Below are 18,488 nucleotides of genomic sequence, written 5' to 3'. Positions count from 1 at the left end.
AAGGGAAGACGACGCCGGTGGCGCCGTCGGCAGAACGGGGGAAGACAGAATGAACGTGACCGACCGGGACGGAGCACAGGTGAGTACGGGCACGACGGTGGACGCGACCGGCGAGACGGCGGGCATCCCCGAGCTGGTCATCATTTCCGGCATGTCGGGGGCGGGCCGCAGCACCGCCGCCAAGTGTCTGGAGGACCTCGGCTGGTTCGTCGTGGACAACCTGCCGCCCGCCCTGATCCCCACCATGGTGGACCTCGGCGCCCGCTCCCAGGGCAATGTGGCCCGCATCGCCGTCGTCGTGGACGTCCGCGGCCGGCGCTTCTTCGACAACCTCCGCGAATCGCTCGCCGACCTGGAGGCCAAGAAGGTCAAGCGCCGGGTGATCTTCCTGGAGGCGTCCGACGACGCCCTGGTGCGCCGCTTCGAGTCCGTGCGCCGCCCGCACCCCCTCCAGGGCTCGGGCCGCATCGTCGACGGCATCGCCGCCGAGCGCGACCTGCTGCGCGAGCTGCGCGGCGACGCCGACCTCGTCATCGACACCTCCAGCCTCAACGTCCACGAGCTGCGCGCCAAGCTGGACGCCCAGTTCGCCGGCGAGGAGGAGCCGGAGCTGCGGGCCACCGTCATGTCCTTCGGCTACAAGTACGGCCTGCCCGTCGACGCCGACCTCGTCGTCGACTGCCGCTTCCTCCCCAACCCCCACTGGGTGCCCGAGCTGCGCCCCTTCACCGGCCTCAACGAGGAGGTGTCCGGCTACGTCTTCAACCAGCCCGGCGCCAAGGAGTTCCTCGACCGCTACACCGAGCTCCTCCAGCTCATCGCCGCCGGCTACCGCCGCGAGGGCAAGCGCTATGTGACGATCGCGGTCGGCTGCACCGGCGGCAAGCACCGCTCCGTCGCCATGTCCGAGAAGCTCGCCCATCGTCTCGTCTCGGAGGGTGTCGAGACCGTCGTCGTCCACCGGGACATGGGGCGCGAGTGACCGGCCGGACCTTCCGGATGCGTCGCGTCCGCAAGCTGGTGCCCGGCCGCGCGAGCGGCCGGGCCGAGCGCCGTGCCTACCGGGGCGCCCAGCCCAAGGTCGTCGCCCTCGGCGGCGGCCACGGCCTGTCGGCCTCCCTCGCCGCGCTGCGCCGGATCACCGGCGATCTGACCGCCGTCGTCACCGTCGCCGACGACGGCGGCTCCAGCGGCCGGCTCCGTGACGAGCTGGGCGTGCTGCCCCCCGGCGATCTCCGCAAGGCCCTCGCGGCGCTCTGCGGCGACGACGACTGGGGGCAGACCTGGGCCCGGGTGGTCAAGCACCGCTTCGAGAGCCGGGGCGAGCTCCACGGCCACGCCGTGGGCAATCTGCTGATCGTCGCCCTCTGGGAGCAGCTGGGCGACCACGTCCAGGCGCTGGACCTGGTCGGCAAGCTGCTGGGCGCCCACGGCCGGGTGCTGCCGATGTCGGCGGTCCCGCTGGAGCTCCAGGCGCTGGTCAAGGGCCACGATCCGGCCGCCCCCGACGACATCACCACCGTGTGCGGCCAGGCCACCGTGGCGCTCACCCCGGGCGAGGTGCAGTCCGTGCACGTCGTCCCGGAGGACCCGCCGGCGGTGCCCGAGGCCGTGGCGGCCGTGCTGGACGCGGACTGGGTGGTGCTCGGCCCGGGCTCCTGGTTCTCCTCCGTCATCCCCCACCTGCTGGTGCCCGAGCTGCTGGAGGCGCTCCAGGAGACCAAGGCCCGCCGGGTGCTCTCGCTGAACCTCGCCCCGCAACCCGGGGAAACCGATGGCTTCTCCCCGCAGCGTCATTTGGAGGTTTTGGCCCGACACGCCCCTAAACTCGCCCTGGACGTGGTGCTGGCCGACGAGGCCGCCGTGCCCGACCGGGACAGCCTCGAGGACGCCGCCAAGCGGCTCGGGGCCACGGTCGAGCTGGCGCCGGTCGCCTCGCCCGACGGCTCCCCGACGCACGACCCGGAGCTGTTGGCCGCCGCGTACGACCGTATTTTTCGGATGCATGGAAGGATCGGCCCATGGCGATGACGGCAGCGGTGAAGGACGAAATCTCCCGGCTCCCCGTCACCCGGACCTGCTGCCGGAAAGCAGAGGTCTCGGCGGTCCTGCGTTTCGCCGGCGGGCTGCACCTGGTCAGCGGGCGCATCGTGATCGAGGCGGAGCTGGACACCGGGATCGCGGCCCGGCGGCTCCGCAAGGACATCCTGGAGATCTTCGGGCACGCCTCCGACCTGGTGGTCATGGCCCCGGGCGGGCTCCGCAGAGGCAGCCGGTACGTGGTGCGGGTGGTGGCGGGCGGTGACCAGCTGGCGCGCCAGACCGGCCTGGTCGACGGCCGCGGCCGGCCGATCCGCGGGCTGCCCCCGCAGGTCGTCTCCGGGGCCACCTGTGACGCCGAGGCCGCCTGGCGCGGCGCCTTCCTGGCCCATGGCTCCCTCACCGAGCCCGGCCGGTCCTCCTCCCTGGAGGTGACCTGCCCCGGCCCGGAGGCGGCGCTGGCGCTGGTGGGCGCGGCCCGCCGGCTCCAGATCGCGGCCAAGGCCCGCGAGGTGCGCGGTGTGGACCGGGTCGTCGTCCGCGACGGCGACGCGATCGGCGCGCTGCTGACCCGGCTCGGCGCCCATGAGTCCGTGCTGGCCTGGGAGGAGCGGCGGATGCGCCGCGAGGTGCGGGCCACCGCCAACCGGCTGGCCAATTTCGACGACGCCAACCTGCGCCGCTCGGCGCGGGCCGCCGTCGCCGCGGGCGCCCGGGTGCAGCGGGCGCTGGAGATCCTCGGCGAGGAGGTCCCCGAGCACCTCGCGGCCGCCGGCCGGCTGCGGATGGAGCACAAGCAGGCCTCCCTGGAGGAGCTCGGCGCGCTCGCCGACCCGCCGCTGACCAAGGACGCCGTCGCCGGCCGGATCCGCCGGCTGCTGGCCATGGCCGACAAGCGCGCCCAGGACCTGGGCATCCCCGGCACCGAGTCGAACCTCTCCGACCTGTCGGACCTGTCGGAGGAGATGGCCGAGGGCATGGTCGGCTGAGCCGATGAACCGCCGGAGGGGCCGCGTGAGCGGCCCCTCCGGCGTATGGGCGGCGCAAAACGCGCCGTTGACATGGCCATGAGGTCCCTAGAACCCTGGCGTCCGCACTGACGTGGCAGACAACGGCAAGGGGGGCTCATGAGACGCAAAACGAGACCGATCGTCGCGGTGGCTTCGCTGTTGCTGGGCGGCCTCGCGGCGGCACCCTCGGCGTACGCACAACCGGCCGCCGACACCCTGACCGCGTGGACCGCCCGGGTCACCGGCGCGCAGGTCCCGCTCCTCCTCCGGGCCGGCGTCGACGGCCATGAACTGGGCCGGCGCGTGGCCGGCGGCGAGAAGGCGCCCGTCGAGGTCGTCCTCACCGCCGCACAGGCCGGGGAGCTGCGCCGCCAGGGCGTCGACATCACCGAGAAGCGCGTGCGCGGCCGGCAGGGCCTGGGCGCCACGGGCGACGGGGTCTTCCGCCCGTACAGCGGGAAGAACGGCCTCCAGCAGGAGATCACCGACACCGCCCGCACCCACCCCGGCCTCACCAAGGTCGTCAGCATCGGCAAGACCGTACGCGGCCAGGACATCCTCGCCCTCAAGGTCGCCAAGGACGCCACCGCGCGCCACGACGGCGACCGGCCCGCCGTGCTCTACCTGTCCAACCAGCACGCCCGCGAGTGGATCACCCCGGAGATGACCCGGCGGCTGATGCACCACTACCTCGACCGCTACGGCAAGGACGACCGGATCACGAAGCTCGTGGACTCCACCGAACTGTGGTTCGTCCTCTCCGCCAACCCCGACGGCTACGACTACACCTTCCAGAGCCCGGCCACCCGGCTGTGGCGCAAGAACCTCCGCGACAACGACGGCGACGGAAAGATCACTCCGGCGGACGGCGTCGACCTCAACCGCAACTTCCCCTACAAGTGGGGCTACGACAACGAGGGTTCGTCCCCGCGCCCGGCCTCCGGGACGTACCGCGGGCCCGCCGCCGCCTCCGAACCGGAGACCAAGGCGCTGGACTCCTTCGAGAAGGAACACCGCTTCACCTACGCCATCAACTACCACTCCGCCGCCGAACTCCTGCTCTACGGCGTCGGTTGGCAAGTGGCCACGCCCACTCCCGACGACGTCCTCTACAGGGCGCTCGCCGGCACCCCCGAGAAGTCCGCGATACCCGGCTACCGGCCCCAGGTCTCCTCGGAGCTCTACACCACCAACGGCGAGGCGGACGGCCACGCGGCCAACGTCAACGGCACCATGATGTTCACCCCGGAGATGTCGACCTGCGAGACCGCCTCGGCGGTCGACCCCAACGACCGCTGGGACCCGGCCGACTGCCGCTCCTCCTTCAACTTCCCCGACGACGAGAAGCTGATCCAGCAGGAGTTCAGCAAGAACATCCCCTTCGCCCTCTCCGTCGCCGAGTCCGCGCACCACGCCGACCGCCCCTCCTCCTCGGTCGGCCTCGACGCCCCCGACCTCACCCCGCACGCCTTCACCGCGTCCCACGCCCGTGACGGCGAGCAGACCGTCGCCGTCACCGCCCGCAAGAGCCTCACCGGCATCCGCGCCCACTACAGCGTCGACGGCGAGCCCGAGACCACCGTGCCCGTCAAGGCATGGGACGGCGGCGACCGCTACGGCGGCGAGGACAACCTCCGCTTCGACCAGTACCGCGCCACCCTCCAGGGCGCCCACGCGGGCTCCACCGTCCGCGTCCGGTTCAGCGGACAGACCCGCGACGGGCACGGGACCACCAGCGAGTCGTTCACCTTCACCGTGGCCGACACCCCGCGCGCCGACACCCTCGTCGTCACGGACGAAGGCCCCGGCGGCGCCTCCCGGCACGCCCCGGACTACGTCAAGGCCCTCACCGACAACGGCCGCAAGGCCACCGTCTGGGACGTCGCCACCCAGGGCGCGCCGCCCGCGCTGGGCGTGCTCAGCCACTACGACACCGTCCTGTGGAACTCCGGGGACGCCCGCCCCGACGGCGCGACCCTCCTCGCCGTGCGCGACTTCGTCAACGAGGGCGGCAAACTGATCGCCGCGGGCACCAAGGCGGGCGGCGAGTCCCGGGTCGGCGACGCCGACACCGACGACTTCGCCCAGTACTACCTGGGCGCCGGCGCCCGCACCTCGTTCGACCGGGCCACGCGCTTCACCGGCGCCGGAGAGCTCACGGGCACCACGGCCGCCCTCGGTACCGGCGGGAGCCCGCTGGCGCTCGCCGGGGCCTACCGCCCGATCTCCGACGAGTTGCCGCCCGACACCTTCCCGCAGTTCCGCACCGCCGCGGCCGGTGAGTACCGCTCACCGGTGACGCAGGGTGACGGATCGGAGGTGCGGGTCGGCGGTGCCGCGGCCCTCACCACCCGGGACACCGTCCTGCTGGGCTTCGGTCTTGAACACGTGTCCGACCCGCGCGAGCGGGCCGGGCTGATCGGTGCCGCACTGCGCGCCATCGGCGGTTGACCTGCAGCTGAGCGCGATTGGGCACGACTGAGCGCGCCTGACGGCCCCCGCCGCCAATGTCACGTACCTCCCCTGTTAGAGGTAGGGTCGGTGATGGTCGGGGACATCCCAATACAGCCGCCGGGCAGTCCCGGCACACCAACGAGGAGATCGGTTCGTGACGATCCGCGTAGGCATCAACGGCTTTGGCCGTATCGGTCGTAACTACTTCCGCGCGCTCCTGGAGCAGGGTGCGGACATCGAGATCGTCGGTGTCAACGACCTGACCGACAACGCCACCCTGGTGCACCTGCTGAAGTACGACTCGATCCTGGGTCGCCTCAAGCAGGAGGTCAGCCACACCGACGACACGATCACCGTCGGCGACATGACCTTCAAGACGATGGCCGAGCGCGACCCGGCAGCGCTGCCGTGGGGCGAGCTGGGCGCCGACATCGTCATCGAGTCCACCGGCATCTTCACCAAGCGTGAGGACGCGGCCAAGCACCTGGCCGCCGGCGCGAAGAAGGTCCTCATCTCGGCTCCGGCCAAGAACGAGGACATCACCATCGTGATGGGCGTCAACCAGGACAAGTACGACGCGGCCAACCACCACGTCATCTCCAACGCCTCCTGCACCACCAACTGCGTGGCGCCGATGGCCAAGGTTCTCGACGAGAACTTCGGCATCGTCAAGGGCATGATGACGACGGTCCACGCGTACACCAACGACCAGCGCATCCTGGACTTCCCGCACTCCGACCTGCGCCGCGCCCGCGCCGCCGCGGAGAACATCATCCCGACCTCGACGGGTGCCGCCAAGGCCACCGCCCTGGTCCTCCCGCAGCTCAAGGGCAAGCTGGACGGCATCGCCATGCGCGTCCCGGTCCCGACCGGCTCGGTCACCGACCTGGTCCTCGAGCTCGACCGCGAGACCAGCAAGGAAGAGATCAACGCCGCCTTCCAGAAGGCCGCCGAGGGTCAGCTCAAGGGCATCCTCGACTACACCGAGGACGCGATCGTCTCCTCCGACATCGTGAACTGGCCGGCCTCCTGCACCTTCGACTCCTCCCTGACCATGGTCCAGGGCAAGCAGGTCAAGGTCGTCGGCTGGTACGACAACGAGTGGGGCTACTCCAACCGCCTGGTGGACCTGACGGTCTTCGTCGGCGGCCAGCTCTGACCTTCGCCTGACCGGCAGTCCGCACTACTGTCACCAGGCACCGAGTGTGGGGATGGGGCTCGCACGACGCGACGACGCGTCGTACGGGCCCCGTCTTATGACTAACGAAGTCACGGAGTCACTGCATGAAGACGATCGATGAACTGATCGAAGGCGGCATCGAGGGGAAGCGGGTCTTCGTCCGCGCCGACCTGAACGTGCCGCTCGAGGGCAGCACCATCACCGATGACGGCCGCATCCGCGCCGTCGCGCCGACGATCGCCAAGCTCGCCGCCGCGGGCGCCAAGGTGATCGTCGCCTCCCACCTGGGCCGTCCCAAGGGCGCCCCGGAGGACCGCTTCTCCCTCGCCCCGGCCGCGAAGCGGCTCGGCGAGATCCTGGGCAAGAGTGTCTCGTTCGCCACCGACACGGTCGGTGACAGCGCGAAGGCCACCGTCGCCGCACTGGCGAACGGCGAGGTCACGCTGCTGGAGAACCTCCGTTTCAACGCGGGCGAGACCAGCAAGGACGACGCCGAGCGCGGCGCCTTCGCCGACGAGCTCGCGTCGCTCGCCGACCTCTACGTCGGCGACGGCTTCGGTGCCGTGCACCGCAAGCACGCCTCGGTCTTCGACCTCCCCAAGCGGCTCCCGCACGCCGCCGGCGACCTGATCGCCACCGAGGTCGGCGTCCTGAAGAAGCTCACCGACGAGGTTCAGCGGCCCTACGTGGTCGTGCTGGGCGGCGCCAAGGTCTCCGACAAGCTGGGTGTCATCGACAACCTGCTGAAGAAGGCCGACCGCATCCTCATCGGCGGCGGCATGTCGTACACCTTCCTGGCCGCCAAGGGCCACGAGGTCGGCATCTCGCTGCTCCAGGAGGACCAGAAGGGCACGTGCCTGGAGTACCTGGCGGAGGCCGAGAAGCGGGGCGTGGAATTCGTCCTGCCGGTCGACGTGCTGGTCTCGGCCGACTTCCCCGACCTGAAGACGAAGGCCCCGGCCAACCCCGAGGTCGTCGCCACGGACGCCATGCCCGCCGACAAGGAGGGCCTGGACATCGGCCCGAAGACGCGTGAGCTCTACGCGGCCAAGCTGGCCGACGCGGGCACCGTCTTCTGGAACGGCCCGATGGGCGTCTTCGAGCACCCCGACTACGCCAACGGCACCAAGGCCGTCGCCCAGGCCCTGCTGGACTCGGACGGCTTCACCGTCGTCGGTGGTGGCGACTCGGCCGCGGCCGTGCGCATCCTGGGCTTCGACGAGAACGCTTTCGGCCACATTTCGACCGGTGGCGGCGCCAGCCTCGAGTACCTCGAGGGCAAGACGCTCCCCGGCCTCGCCGCACTGGAGGACTGAACCACCGTGAGTGCACGCACCCCGCTGATGGCGGGCAACTGGAAGATGAACCTCAACCACCTCGAGGCCATCGCCCACGTCCAGAAGCTCGCCTTCACCCTCGCGGACAAGGACTACGAGGCCGTTGACGTGGCCGTCCTGCCGCCCTTCACCGACCTCCGCTCGGTGCAGACCCTGGTCGACGGCGACAAGCTGAAGATCATGTACGGCGCCCAGGACATCTCGGCGTACGACTCCGGCGCGTACACCGGTGAGATCTCCGGTGGCATGCTCGCCAAGCTCAAGTGCTCCTTCGTCGCGGTGGGCCACTCCGAGCGCCGCCAGTACCACGGCGAGTCGGACGAGCTCTGCAACGCCAAGGTGAAGGCCGCCTTCAAGCACGGCATCACCCCGATCCTCTGCGTCGGCGAGGGCCTGGACGTCCGCAAGGCGGGCAACCAGGTCGCCTACACCCTGGCGCAGGTCGAGGGCGGCCTCGCGGACATCCCGGCCGAGCAGGCCGCGACGATCGTGATCGCCTACGAGCCCGTCTGGGCCATCGGCACCGGCGAGGTCGCCACGCCCGAGGACGCCCAGGAGGTCTGCGGTGCCATTCGCGGCCGTCTGGCCGAGCTGTACGACCAGGAGCTGGCCGACAAGGTCCGCATCCAGTACGGCGGCTCCGTGAAGTCCGGCAACATCGCCGCGATCATGGCGCAGCCGGATGTCGACGGCGCCCTGATCGGCGGGGCCTCGCTCGACGCGGACGAGTTCGTCAAGATCGTCCGCTTCGCCGACCAGTAGCGGCTATGACGGCGGCCCCCCGCCGTCGTACCCTGTCGGGGCCGGGACCGGCGTGAACGCGCCGCTGCCCGGCCCCACACGCGTTTTCCATCCAGTCAGTCCGAGAGAGTTGGTCCAGCCGTGGTCATCGGGTTCTCGATCGCCCTCATCGTCTTCAGCTTGCTGCTGATGATGCTGGTGCTCATGCACAAGGGGAAGGGCGGCGGCCTGTCCGACATGTTCGGCGGCGGCATGCAGTCCTCCGTCGGCGGTTCCTCGGTCGCCGAGCGCAACCTCGACCGGATCACCATCGTGATCGGTCTGCTCTGGTTCGCGTGCATCGTCACGCTGGGCGTGCTGATGAAGGTCGGCAGCTGACGCTCCGTCGCGGACGCGGCCTATGATTGAGGGCGCGTCCTCGCGGCCGGGCTGTAACTCCTGCCACTGGACGCGCGTTGGGCCTTACGTAGACTGAGGCGCCCGCAGCGGAGCGGACTGTCGACCCCGCGGCGCAGCCGCTGTTCGGCACAGTGCAGCACCATCACGCAGGGAGTTACGACCGTGGCAAGTGGCAACGCGATCCGAGGAAGCCGGGTCGGGGCGGGGCCCATGGGAGAGGCGGAGCGGGGCGAATCGGCACCCCGACTGCGGATCTCCTTCTGGTGCTCCAACGGGCACGAGACGCAGCCGAGCTTCGCCAGCGACGCCCAGGTGCCCGACACCTGGGACTGCCCCCGCTGTGGCTTCCCGGCCGGCCAGGACCGGGACAATCCACCGGACCCGCCGCGCACGGAGCCGTACAAGACCCACCTCGCCTATGTGCGCGAACGGCGCAGCGACGCCGACGGCGAGGCCATCCTCGCCGAGGCGCTCGCCAAGCTCCGTGGGGAGATCTAGAGCGACGAAAGCGGCCCGGCCGGACACCTGTGGAAGGTGTCCGGCCGGGCCGCTCGTCGTTTGCGCCGGGAATCGACGGCTGATCAATTAGGTTGGAGACAGCGGGGAAATTACGAGGAGAAGTGGACCGATGTCCGAGATGAACGCAGAGAGCCGCACCAGGCTGGACCGCACTCCCGAGTGGAACGCGCTCGCCAAGCACCGTGACGAGCTGGGGGAGGTGCACCTGCGCGAGCTGTTCGCCGACGACCCGGGCCGGGCCGACAAGTACACCGTCTCCGTCGGCGACCTCCACCTCGACTACTCGAAGCACCTGGTCACCGACGAGACCCTGCGGCTGCTGCGCGAACTGGCGGCGTCGGCCGACGTCGCCGGCCTGCGGGACGCGATGTTCCGCGGCGAGCGGATCAACACCACCGAGGACCGCGCGGTGCTCCACACCGCCCTGCGCGCACCGGAGTCGGCCGTCATCGAGGTCGACGGCGAGAACGTCGTGCCCGCCGTGCACGCGGTCCTGCGGAAGATGCAGATCTTCACCGACCGGGTCCGTTCGGGTGAGTGGAAGGGCCACACCGGAAAGCGCATCAAGAACGTCGTCAACATCGGCATCGGCGGATCCGACCTCGGACCGGCGATGGCTTTCGAGGCGCTGCGCGCCTACACCGCCCGCGACATGACGTTCCGTTTCGTCTCCAACGTGGACGGCGCCGACCTCCACGAGGCTGTCCGCGACCTCGACGCCGCCGAGACGCTCTTCATCGTGGCCTCCAAGACCTTCACCACGATCGAGACCATCACCAACGCCACCTCCGCGCGGAACTGGCTCCTCACCGAGCTGCGCGCCGGCGAGGACGCGGTCGCCAAGCACTTCGTCGCGCTGTCCACGAACGCGGAGAAGGTCGCCGACTTCGGCATCGACACCGCCAACATGTTCGAGTTCTGGGACTGGGTCGGCGGTCGTTACTCGTACGACTCCGCCATCGGCCTCTCCCTGATGCTCGCCATCGGCGGCGACCGCTTCCGCGAGATGCTGGCCGGCTTCCACCTGGTCGACGAGCACTTCCGGTGCGCGCCGCCGGAGGAGAACGCACCGCTGCTGCTCGGCCTGCTGGGCGTCTGGTACGGCAACTTCCACGGCGCGCAGTCGCACGCGGTGCTGCCCTACAGCCACTACCTGTCGAAGTTCGCGGCCTACCTCCAGCAGCTGGACATGGAGTCCAACGGCAAGTCGGTGGACCGTGACGGACAGCCCGTCAGCTGGGAGACCGGCCCGGTCGTCTGGGGCACCCCGGGCACCAACGGCCAGCACGCGTATTACCAGTTGATCCACCAGGGCACGAAGCTCATCCCGGCGGACCTGATCGGCTTCGCCCGGCCGGTGGACGACCTCCAGCCCGGTCTGGTCGCCCAGCACGACCTGCTGATGGCCAACCTCTTCGCCCAGGGCCAGGCCCTCGCCTTCGGCAAGACCCCCGAGGAGGTCGCGGCGGAGGGCGTCCCGGCGGAGCTCGTCCCCCACAAGACGTTCAAGGGCAACCACCCGACGACGACGATCCTCGCGAGCGAGCTGACGCCGTCGGTGCTCGGTCAGCTCATCGCGCTGTACGAGCACAAGGTCTTCGTCCAGGGCGCGATCTGGAACATCGACTCCTTCGACCAGTGGGGCGTCGAGCTCGGCAAGGTCCTCGCGAAGCGGGTGGAGCCGGCGCTGACGGAGGGCACGGACGTGCCCGGTCTCGACGCGTCGACGGCGTCGCTGGTTTCGCGGTACCGCGAGCTTCGCGGGCGCTGACGGCCCCCGGCCGAGGCCGGTTCGGCACCGCCGGGCCGGTACGTCGTGGCTGGCCGCCGTCGTGGCGGGGATGGGCGCCCCGGACCCGCCCCTTCCCGTTTCCTGGGGGGCAAGCCCCCCAGCCCCCCGGGGGTCCGGGGCGTAGCCCCGGGAAACGGTGAAAGGGCGGGACCGGGGCACCCCACCCGCCGCAACCACATACGGCGATGGCCCGCTCCCCTTCGGCAAGGGGAGCGGGCCATCGCCGTATCAGGTGAAACGCCGTCAGGGCGACGCCGGGGGGTACAGGTCGCGGGGGAGGCGGGCCGCCGCGGCCTGGTCCAGGAGCCAGAGCGTACGGCGCGAGCCGTACGCGCCGGCGGCCGGCGCCTGCACCTCACCCGCACCGCTCAGGGCCAGGGCCACCGCCCCGGCCTTGTCCTCGCCCGCGGCCAGCAGCCAGACCTCCCGGGCCGCCCGGATCGCCGGGAGGGTCAGGGAGACCCGCGTCGGCGGGGGCTTCGGCGCGCCGTGGACGCCGACGACCGTCCGCTCCGTCTCCCGTACGCCCGGAAGCTCCGGGAAGAGGGAGGCGACGTGGGTGTCGGGACCGACGCCCAGCAGCAGGACGTCGAAGGCCGGCACGGGGCCATGGTCCTCCGGGCGGGCCGCGGCGGCGAGCTCGGCCGCGTAGGCCTCCGCCGCCGCGTCCGCGTCGTCGTACGTGCCGTCCGCCGCGGGCATGAAGTGCACCCGCTTCGGGTCCAGCGGCACCGCGTCCAGCAGGGCCTCGCGGGCCTGCGTGGCGTTGCGCTCGGGGTCGCCCTCCGGGAGGAAGCGCTCGTCGCCCCACCACAGGTCCAGCCGGGACCAGTCGACCGCGTCCCGGGCGGGCGCCGCGGCGAGGGCCGCGAGCAGCCCGTTGCCGTTGCGCCCACCGGTGAGGACGACGGACGCGGAGCCGCGGGCGGCCTGGGCGTCCACGATCTTCGTGATCAGCCGGGCCGCCGCGGCCTGGGCCATCAGCTCCTTGTCCCGGTGCACGACGATCTGGGGCGTGCTCACTTCTTCGCCGCTTTCTTGCCCTGGGACTGCCCCTGGGCCTGGCCCTGACCCTGGGTCTGGCCCTGGGAGGGCGCGGAGGGCTTGGGCGCGGCGGAGGACTCGTCCGTCTTCGGCGCCGCCGGCGCCTGGTTCAGCCGGTCCACGCCGTACTTGACCGAGGACGCGTAGATGTCGTCCGGGTCCAGCCGGCGCAGCTCCTCCGCGAGGAGCTCGGCCGTGTCGCGGCGCTTGAGCGCCACGGCCCGGTCGGGCTGGCCGCGCATGGAGAGCGTGGCCAGGGAGCCGTCGGGACGGTCCAGCGTGACGACGCCCGTCTTGGTCTCCAGACGGACGGCCGTGAGGCCGGGGCCGTTCGAGACCGAGCGCGTCACCGGCGCCCCGAGGCGGTCGGCCAGCCACATGGCCAGCAGCTCGCCGCTGGGGTTGTAGGGCTCGCCCTCGACCTCGGCGGAGGTGATCTCGATGCCGGGCTGCTGGTCCAGGGCGGCCGCGAGCATGGAGCGCCACGGCGTGATCCGGGTCCAGGCCAGGTCGGTGTCGCCGGGCGCGTAGTGCGCGGCGCGGGCCGACAGCTCGGCGACGGGGTCCTCGGCGGTGTAGGCGTCGGTGACCCGGCGCTGGCCGAGCGCGCCGAGGGGGTCCTTGGCCGGGTTGGCCGGGGAGCCGACGGGCCACCAGACCACCACGGGGGCGTCCGGCAGCAGCAGCGGCAGCACGACCGACTGGGCGTGGTCTATGACCTCGCCGTACAGCCGCAGCACCACCGTCTCGCCGGCGCCGGCGTCCACGCCCACCCGCACCTCGGCGTCGAGGCGGGCCTGGGCGCGCTCGCGCGGCGAGCGGCTGACGCGCTTGATGACGACGAGCTTGCGCGAGGGGTGCTCGCGGGAGGCGTTGTTGGCCGCCTTGAGCGCGTCGTAGGCGTGCTCCTCGTCGGTGACGATGACCAGGGTCAGCACCATGCCGATGGCGGGGGTGCCGATGGCCCGGCGGCCCTGGACCAGCGCGTTGTTGATCTTGCTGGCCGTGGTGTCCGTAAGGTCGATCTTCATGGCCGACGCCAGCTCCGTCCGTCTCGTGCGAGCATCTCGTCCGCCTCGACCGGCCCCCAGGTGCCGGCCGGGTACTGCGCGGGCTTGCCGTTCTTGTCCCAGTACTCCTCGATCGGGTCGAGGATCTCCCAGGAGAGCTCGACCTCCTTCAGGCGCGGGAAGAGGTTCGACTCGCCGAGCAGGACGTCGAGGATGAGCCGCTCGTACGCCTCGGGGCTGGACTCGGTGAAGGACTCGCCGTAGGCGAAGTCCATCGAGACGTCCCGGACCTCCATCGAGGTGCCCGGCACCTTCGAGCCGAAGCGCACGGTCACGCCCTCGTCCGGCTGCACCCGGATGACCAGGGCGTTCTGCCCCAGCTCCTCGGTGGCGGTCTGGTCGAAGGGGGAGTAGGGCGCGCGCTGGAAGACGACCGCGATCTCGGTGACGCGGCGGCCCAGCCGCTTGCCGGTGCGCAGGTAGAAGGGGACGCCCGCCCAGCGGCGGTTGTCGATCTCCAGCTTGATCGCGGCGTAGGTGTCGGTCTTCGACTTGGGGTCGGTGCCGTCCTCTTCCAGGTAGCCGACGACCTCCTCGCCACCCTGCCAGCCGTGGGTGTACTGGCCGCGCACCGTCTCCTTGCCGAGGTCCTTGGGCAGCGAGACCGCGCCCAGCACCTTGGTCTTCTCCGCGGCCACCGCGTCGGCGTCGAAGGAGGCGGGCTCCTCCATCGCGGTCAGCGCCAGCAGCTGCAGGAGGTGGTTCTGGATGACGTCACGGGCGGCGCCGATGCCGTCGTAGTAGCCGGCGCGGCCGCCGATGCCGATGTCCTCGGCCATGGTGATCTGCACGTGGTCGACGAACGACCGGTTCCAGATCGGCTCGAAGAGGGTGTTGGCGAACCGCAGCGCCAGGATGTTCTGGACCGTCTCCTTGCCGAGGTAGTGGTCGATGCGGAAGACCGCCTCGGCCGGGAACACCTCGTGGACGATCCGGTTGAGCTCCTGGGCGCTCTTCAGGTCGTGACCGAAGGGCTTCTCGATGACGGCGCGCCGCCACGAGCCCTGCTTCTGGTCGGCCAGGCCGTGCTTCTTCAGCTGCTGGACGACCTTGGGGAAGAACTTCGGCGGGACGGACAGGTAGAAGGCGAAGTTGCCGCCCGTGCCCTGCGCCTTGTCGAGCTCCTCGATGGTGGTGCGGAGCGTGTCGAAGGCGTCGTCGTCGTCGAAGTCGCCCGAGACGAACCGGCAGCCCTGGACCAGCTGCTGCCAGACCTCCTCGCGGAAGGGGGTGCGCGCGTGCTCCTTGACGGCGTCGTGCACCACCTGGGCGAAGTCCTCGTCCGCCCACTGCCGGCGGGCGAAACCGATCAGGGAGAAGCCCGGCGGCAGCAGGCCGCGGTTGGCCAGGTCGTAGACCGCGGGCATCAGCTTTTTACGGGACAAATCGCCCGTGACGCCAAAGATGACCAGGCCCGACGGCCCCGCGATACGCGGGAGCCGTCGGTCCAGAGCGTCACGCAGCGGATTGCTGCTGCTCAATTCATGCCTCCGGAGCGAGGCGCTTGAGCTCCGCCTCAGTGGACTTCAGCAGGTCGTTCCACGAGGCCTCGAACTTCTCGACGCCCTCGTCCTCCAGCAGCTGGACGACCTCGTCGTACGAGACGCCCAGCTTCGCGAGCGCGTCGAGCTCGGCCTTGGCCTGCTCGTACGTGCCGCGCACCGTGTCACCGGTGATCCGACCGTGGTCGGCGGTGGCCTCCAGGGTGGCCTCCGGCATGGTGTTCACCGTGTTCGGCGCCACCAGGTCGTCCACGTACAGCGTGTCCTTGTAGGCCGGGTCCTTGACGCCGGTCGAGGCCCACAGGGCGCGCTGCTTGTTGGCGCCGGCCTTCTCCAGGGCCAGCCAGCGGTCCGAGGAGAAGACCTCCTCGTACGCCTGGTAGGCCAGGCGGGCGTTGGCCAGGGCGGCCTTGCCGCGCAGCTCCTTGGCCTCGGCGGTGCCCATGGCGTCCAGCCGCTTGTCGATCTCGGTGTCCACGCGGGACACGAAGAAGGACGCGACCGAGTGGATCAGGGAGAGGTCCTGGCCCGCGGCCTTGGCCTTCTCCAGACCGGTCAGGTAGGCGTCCATCACCGCGCGGTAGCGCTCGAGGGAGAAGATCAGCGTGACGTTGACGCTGATGCCCTTGCCGATCACCTCGGCGATGGCCGGCAGGCCCGCCTTGGTGGCCGGGATCTTGATCAGGGTGTTGGGGCGGTCCACCAGCCAGGCCAGCTGCTTGGCCTCGGCGACCGTGGCGACCGTGTTGTGCGCCAGGCGCGGGTCGACCTCGATGGAGACCCGGCCGTCCTGACCGCCGGTGGCGTCGAAGACCGGGCGCAGGATGTCGGCGGCGTCGCGGACGTCCGCCGTCGTGATCATGCGGATGGCCTCTTCGACGGTGACCTTGCGGGCGGCGAGGTCGGCGAGCTGCTGCTCGTAGCCCTCACCGCTGGAGATCGCCTTCTGGAAGATCGACGGGTTGGTCGTGACACCCACCACGTGGCTCTGGTCGATGAGCTCGGCCAGGTTGCCGGACGTGATGCGCTTGCGGGACAGGTCGTCCAGCCAGATCGCGACGCCTTCGTCGGAGAGGCGCTTGAGTGCGTCTGTCATGGGTTCTGCATCTCCTACAGGTTGTATACGGGCGCCGTCAGCGACGGGCGGCGTCGGCGATCGACTCGCGGGCGGCCTCGACCACGGCGTCCGCGGTCAGGCCGAACTCGCGGTAGAGCACCTTGTAGTCGGCGGAGGCGCCGAAGTGCTCCAGCGAGACGATCCGGCCGGCCTCGCCGACGTAGCGGTACCAGGTCAGGCCGATGCCCGCCTCGACGGCCACCCGGGCCTTGACGTCCGGCAGCAGCACGCCGTCGCGGTACGCCTGGTCCTGCTCCTCGAACCACTCGACGGACGGCATCGAGACCACGCGGGTCGGGACGCCGTCGGCCTGCAGCGCCTCGCGGGCCTCGACGGCCAGCTGGACCTCGGAACCGGTGGCGATCAGGATCACCTGCGGACGGCCGCCCTCGGCGTCGAGCAGGACGTAGCCGCCCTTGGCCGCGCCCTCGTTGGCCTCGTACGTCGGGACGTTCTGGCGGGTGAGGGCCAGACCGTGCGGCGCGGGCTTGGTGGTGTGCCGCTTGACGATCTCGCGCCAGGCGATGGCCGTCTCGTTGGCGTCGGCCGGGCGGACCATGTTCAGGCCCGGGATGGCGCGCAGCGCGGCCATGTGCTCGACCGGCTGGTGGGTCGGGCCGTCCTCGCCGAGACCGATGGAGTCGTGCGTCCACACGTAGGTGACCGGCAGCTTCATCAGCGCGGCCAGGCGCACGGCCGGGCGCATGTAGTCGGAGAACACCAGGAAGGTGCCGCCGTACACGCGGGTGTTGCCGTGCAGCGCGATGCCGTTCATGGTCGAGCCCATGGCGTGCTCGCGGATGCCGAAGTGGATCGTGCGGCCGTACGGGTTCGCCTCCGGGAGGGGGTTGCCCTCGGGGAGGAAGGACGACGACGCGTCGATCGTGGTGTTGTTCGAGCCGGCGAGGTCGGCGGAGCCGCCCCACAGCTCGGGGATCACGCCGCCCAGCGCCTTGAGGACCTCGCCGGACGCCTTGCGGGTCGCGACGTCCTTGCCGGCCGGGAAGACCGGGAGGGCCTTCTCCCAGCCGTCGGGCAGCTCGCCCGCGACGATGCGGTCGAACTCGGCGGCGCGCTCCGGGTTGGCCTCGCGCCACACCTGGACCTGCTTGTCCCAGGCGGCCCGGGCCGCGCGGCCGCGGTCGACGACCTGACGGGCGTGCGCCAGGACCTCGTCCTCGACCTGGAAGTGCTGCTCGGGGTCGAAGCCCATGACCTTCTTGGTCGCGGCGACCTCGGCCTCGCCGAGCGCCGAGCCGTGCGAGGCCTCGGTGTTCTGGGCGTTCGGGGCCGGCCAGGCGATGATCGTGCGGGCCGCGATGATCGACGGGCGCTCGGTCTCGGCCTTGGCGGCCTGGAAGGCCGCGTACAGCGCCTGGATGTCGAAGTCGCCGTTGGCACCCTGCTCGATGCGCTGGACGTGCCAGCCGTAGGCCTCGTAGCGCTTGAGGACGTCCTCGGAGAAGGCGGTCTCGGTGTCGCCCTCGATCGAGATGTGGTTGTCGTCGTACAGGGCGACGAGGTTGCCCAGCTTCTGGTGACCGGCCAGCGAGGACGCCTCGGCGGAGATGCCCTCCTCCAGGTCGCCGTCGGAGACGATCGCCCAGACGGTGTGGTCGAAGGGGGACTCGCCCTTCGGGGCCTCCGGGTCGAACAGGCCGCGCTCGTAGCGGGCGGCCATGGCCATGCCCACGGCGTTGGCGATGCCCTGGCCCAGCGGGCCGGTGGTGGTCTCCACACCGACGGTGTGGCCGTGCTCCGGGTGGCCCGGGGTCTTGCTGTCCCAGGTGCGGAAGGCCTTGAGGTCCGCGAGCTCCAGTCCGTAACCCGCCAGGAAGAGCTGGGTGTACAGGGTCAGGCTGGTGTGGCCCGGGGAGAGGACGAACCGGTCCCGGCCGACCCAGTCGGCGTCACTGGGGTCGTGCCGCATCAGCTTCTGGAAGAGCAGGTAGGCCGCGGGAGCCAGGCTCATGGCCGTGCCGGGATGGCCGTTGCCGACCTTCTGCACGGAGTCCATGGCCAGGACACGGGCGGTATCGACTGCCCTCTGGTCCAGTTCGGTCCATTCGAGGTCTGTGGTGGTCGGCTTGGTGCTCACCCTCGGATCAGGGCTCCTCTCCACATATGCGATCTGCCGGGGGCGGTATGTTCCGCCACGACGCGGCGCTGACGAGCCTACCCCCGCCTGGACGGGCGTTTTTTCGACTCACAGTCGTGCTGCGCGGCTCTCATTTGATCGTCGAGTTCCGGTCGAGTGATCCTCGATCATCTGATCGCCGACCC

Annotated in this window: 14 protein-coding genes and 1 pseudogene; 10 read left to right on the top strand and 5 right to left on the bottom strand. The window is 70.8% G+C overall.

Going from position 1 to position 18,488, the window contains the following annotated elements:
* The first annotated feature begins 49 nt into the window (after positions 1 to 49).
* From rapZ to pgi, 10 genes and pseudogenes are all read left to right on the top strand, one after another.
* On the top strand, positions 50 to 982 hold the full coding sequence (gene rapZ, locus IE096_RS23840; protein ID WP_189455010.1) for an RNase adapter RapZ: 933 nt from the start codon (positions 50 to 52) through the stop codon (positions 980 to 982).
* Positions 979 to 2,031 (top strand): gluconeogenesis factor YvcK family protein, encoded by a 1,053-nt coding sequence (locus tag IE096_RS23835; protein ID WP_189455008.1) that lies wholly within the window; start codon positions 979 to 981, stop codon positions 2,029 to 2,031. The genes rapZ and IE096_RS23835 overlap by 4 nt, the downstream gene beginning before the upstream one ends.
* On the top strand, positions 2,022 to 3,029 hold the full coding sequence (gene whiA, locus IE096_RS23830; protein ID WP_126913628.1) for a DNA-binding protein WhiA: 1,008 nt from the start codon (positions 2,022 to 2,024) through the stop codon (positions 3,027 to 3,029). The genes IE096_RS23835 and whiA overlap by 10 nt, the downstream gene beginning before the upstream one ends.
* Before the next feature lie 138 nt (positions 3,030 to 3,167).
* Positions 3,168 to 5,348 (top strand): annotated as a pseudogene (locus tag IE096_RS23825) (M14 family metallopeptidase); the annotation flags it as partial.
* Positions 5,349 to 5,658: 310 nt separating this feature from the next.
* Positions 5,659 to 6,663 carry a type I glyceraldehyde-3-phosphate dehydrogenase gene (gap, locus tag IE096_RS23820; RefSeq protein ID WP_189455004.1) on the top strand — a complete coding sequence of 335 codons (1,005 nt, stop codon included), beginning with the start codon at positions 5,659 to 5,661 and terminating at the stop codon, positions 6,661 to 6,663.
* A 125-nt stretch (positions 6,664 to 6,788) separates the two neighbouring features.
* Positions 6,789 to 8,000, top strand: coding sequence for a phosphoglycerate kinase (locus IE096_RS31590; RefSeq protein ID WP_229820557.1), 1,212 nt, complete (start codon positions 6,789 to 6,791; stop codon positions 7,998 to 8,000).
* Positions 8,001 to 8,006: 6 nt separating this feature from the next.
* Entirely contained in the window at positions 8,007 to 8,783 is a 777-nt protein-coding gene (tpiA, locus tag IE096_RS31585; RefSeq protein ID WP_229820555.1) for a triose-phosphate isomerase, read from the top strand.
* 120 nt (positions 8,784 to 8,903) lie between these two features.
* The gene (secG, locus tag IE096_RS23810) at positions 8,904 to 9,140 is read left to right on the top strand and encodes a preprotein translocase subunit SecG (protein ID WP_126913623.1); all 237 of its coding nucleotides are present in this window, start codon (positions 8,904 to 8,906) and stop codon (positions 9,138 to 9,140) included.
* A gap of 183 nt (positions 9,141 to 9,323) precedes the next feature.
* On the top strand, positions 9,324 to 9,659 hold the full coding sequence (locus IE096_RS23805; RefSeq protein ID WP_003957010.1) for an RNA polymerase-binding protein RbpA: 336 nt from the start codon (positions 9,324 to 9,326) through the stop codon (positions 9,657 to 9,659).
* Between the two features lie 139 nt (positions 9,660 to 9,798).
* Positions 9,799 to 11,451 carry a glucose-6-phosphate isomerase gene (gene pgi, locus IE096_RS23800; protein ID WP_189455349.1) on the top strand — a complete coding sequence of 551 codons (1,653 nt, stop codon included), beginning with the start codon at positions 9,799 to 9,801 and terminating at the stop codon, positions 11,449 to 11,451.
* Positions 11,452 to 11,715: 264 nt separating this feature from the next.
* On the opposite strand, the gene pgl is transcribed toward pgi, so the two are convergent.
* The 5 genes from pgl to tkt are packed head-to-tail and all read right to left on the bottom strand — an operon-like array spanning position 11,716 to position 18,303.
* Positions 11,716 to 12,495 (bottom strand): 6-phosphogluconolactonase, encoded by a 780-nt coding sequence (pgl, locus tag IE096_RS23795; RefSeq protein WP_189455002.1) that lies wholly within the window; start codon positions 12,493 to 12,495, stop codon positions 11,716 to 11,718.
* Entirely contained in the window at positions 12,492 to 13,547 is a 1,056-nt protein-coding gene (opcA, locus tag IE096_RS23790; RefSeq protein ID WP_189455000.1) for a glucose-6-phosphate dehydrogenase assembly protein OpcA, read from the bottom strand. Before opcA ends, pgl begins: the two co-directional genes overlap by 4 nt.
* Positions 13,544 to 15,067 carry a glucose-6-phosphate dehydrogenase gene (gene zwf / locus IE096_RS23785; protein ID WP_189454999.1) on the bottom strand — a complete coding sequence of 508 codons (1,524 nt, stop codon included), beginning with the start codon at positions 15,065 to 15,067 and terminating at the stop codon, positions 13,544 to 13,546. Before zwf ends, opcA begins: the two co-directional genes overlap by 4 nt.
* A 1-nt stretch (position 15,068) precedes the next feature.
* A complete protein-coding gene (gene tal, locus IE096_RS23780) occupies positions 15,069 to 16,184 on the bottom strand; it encodes a transaldolase (protein ID WP_189454997.1) in 1,116 nt (371 codons plus the stop codon).
* 37 nt (positions 16,185 to 16,221) lie between these two features.
* Positions 16,222 to 18,303 (bottom strand): transketolase, encoded by a 2,082-nt coding sequence (gene tkt / locus IE096_RS23775; RefSeq protein WP_189454994.1) that lies wholly within the window; start codon positions 18,301 to 18,303, stop codon positions 16,222 to 16,224.
* Between the last annotated feature and the right edge of the window lie 185 nt (positions 18,304 to 18,488).

The organism is Streptomyces abikoensis (genome assembly GCF_014648775.1).
GTDB classification, from domain to species: Bacteria; Actinomycetota; Actinomycetes; order Streptomycetales; family Streptomycetaceae; genus Streptomyces; species Streptomyces abikoensis.
Note: the sequence above shows the minus strand (reverse complement) of the source record. Positions and strands in the feature narration are given on the sequence as shown.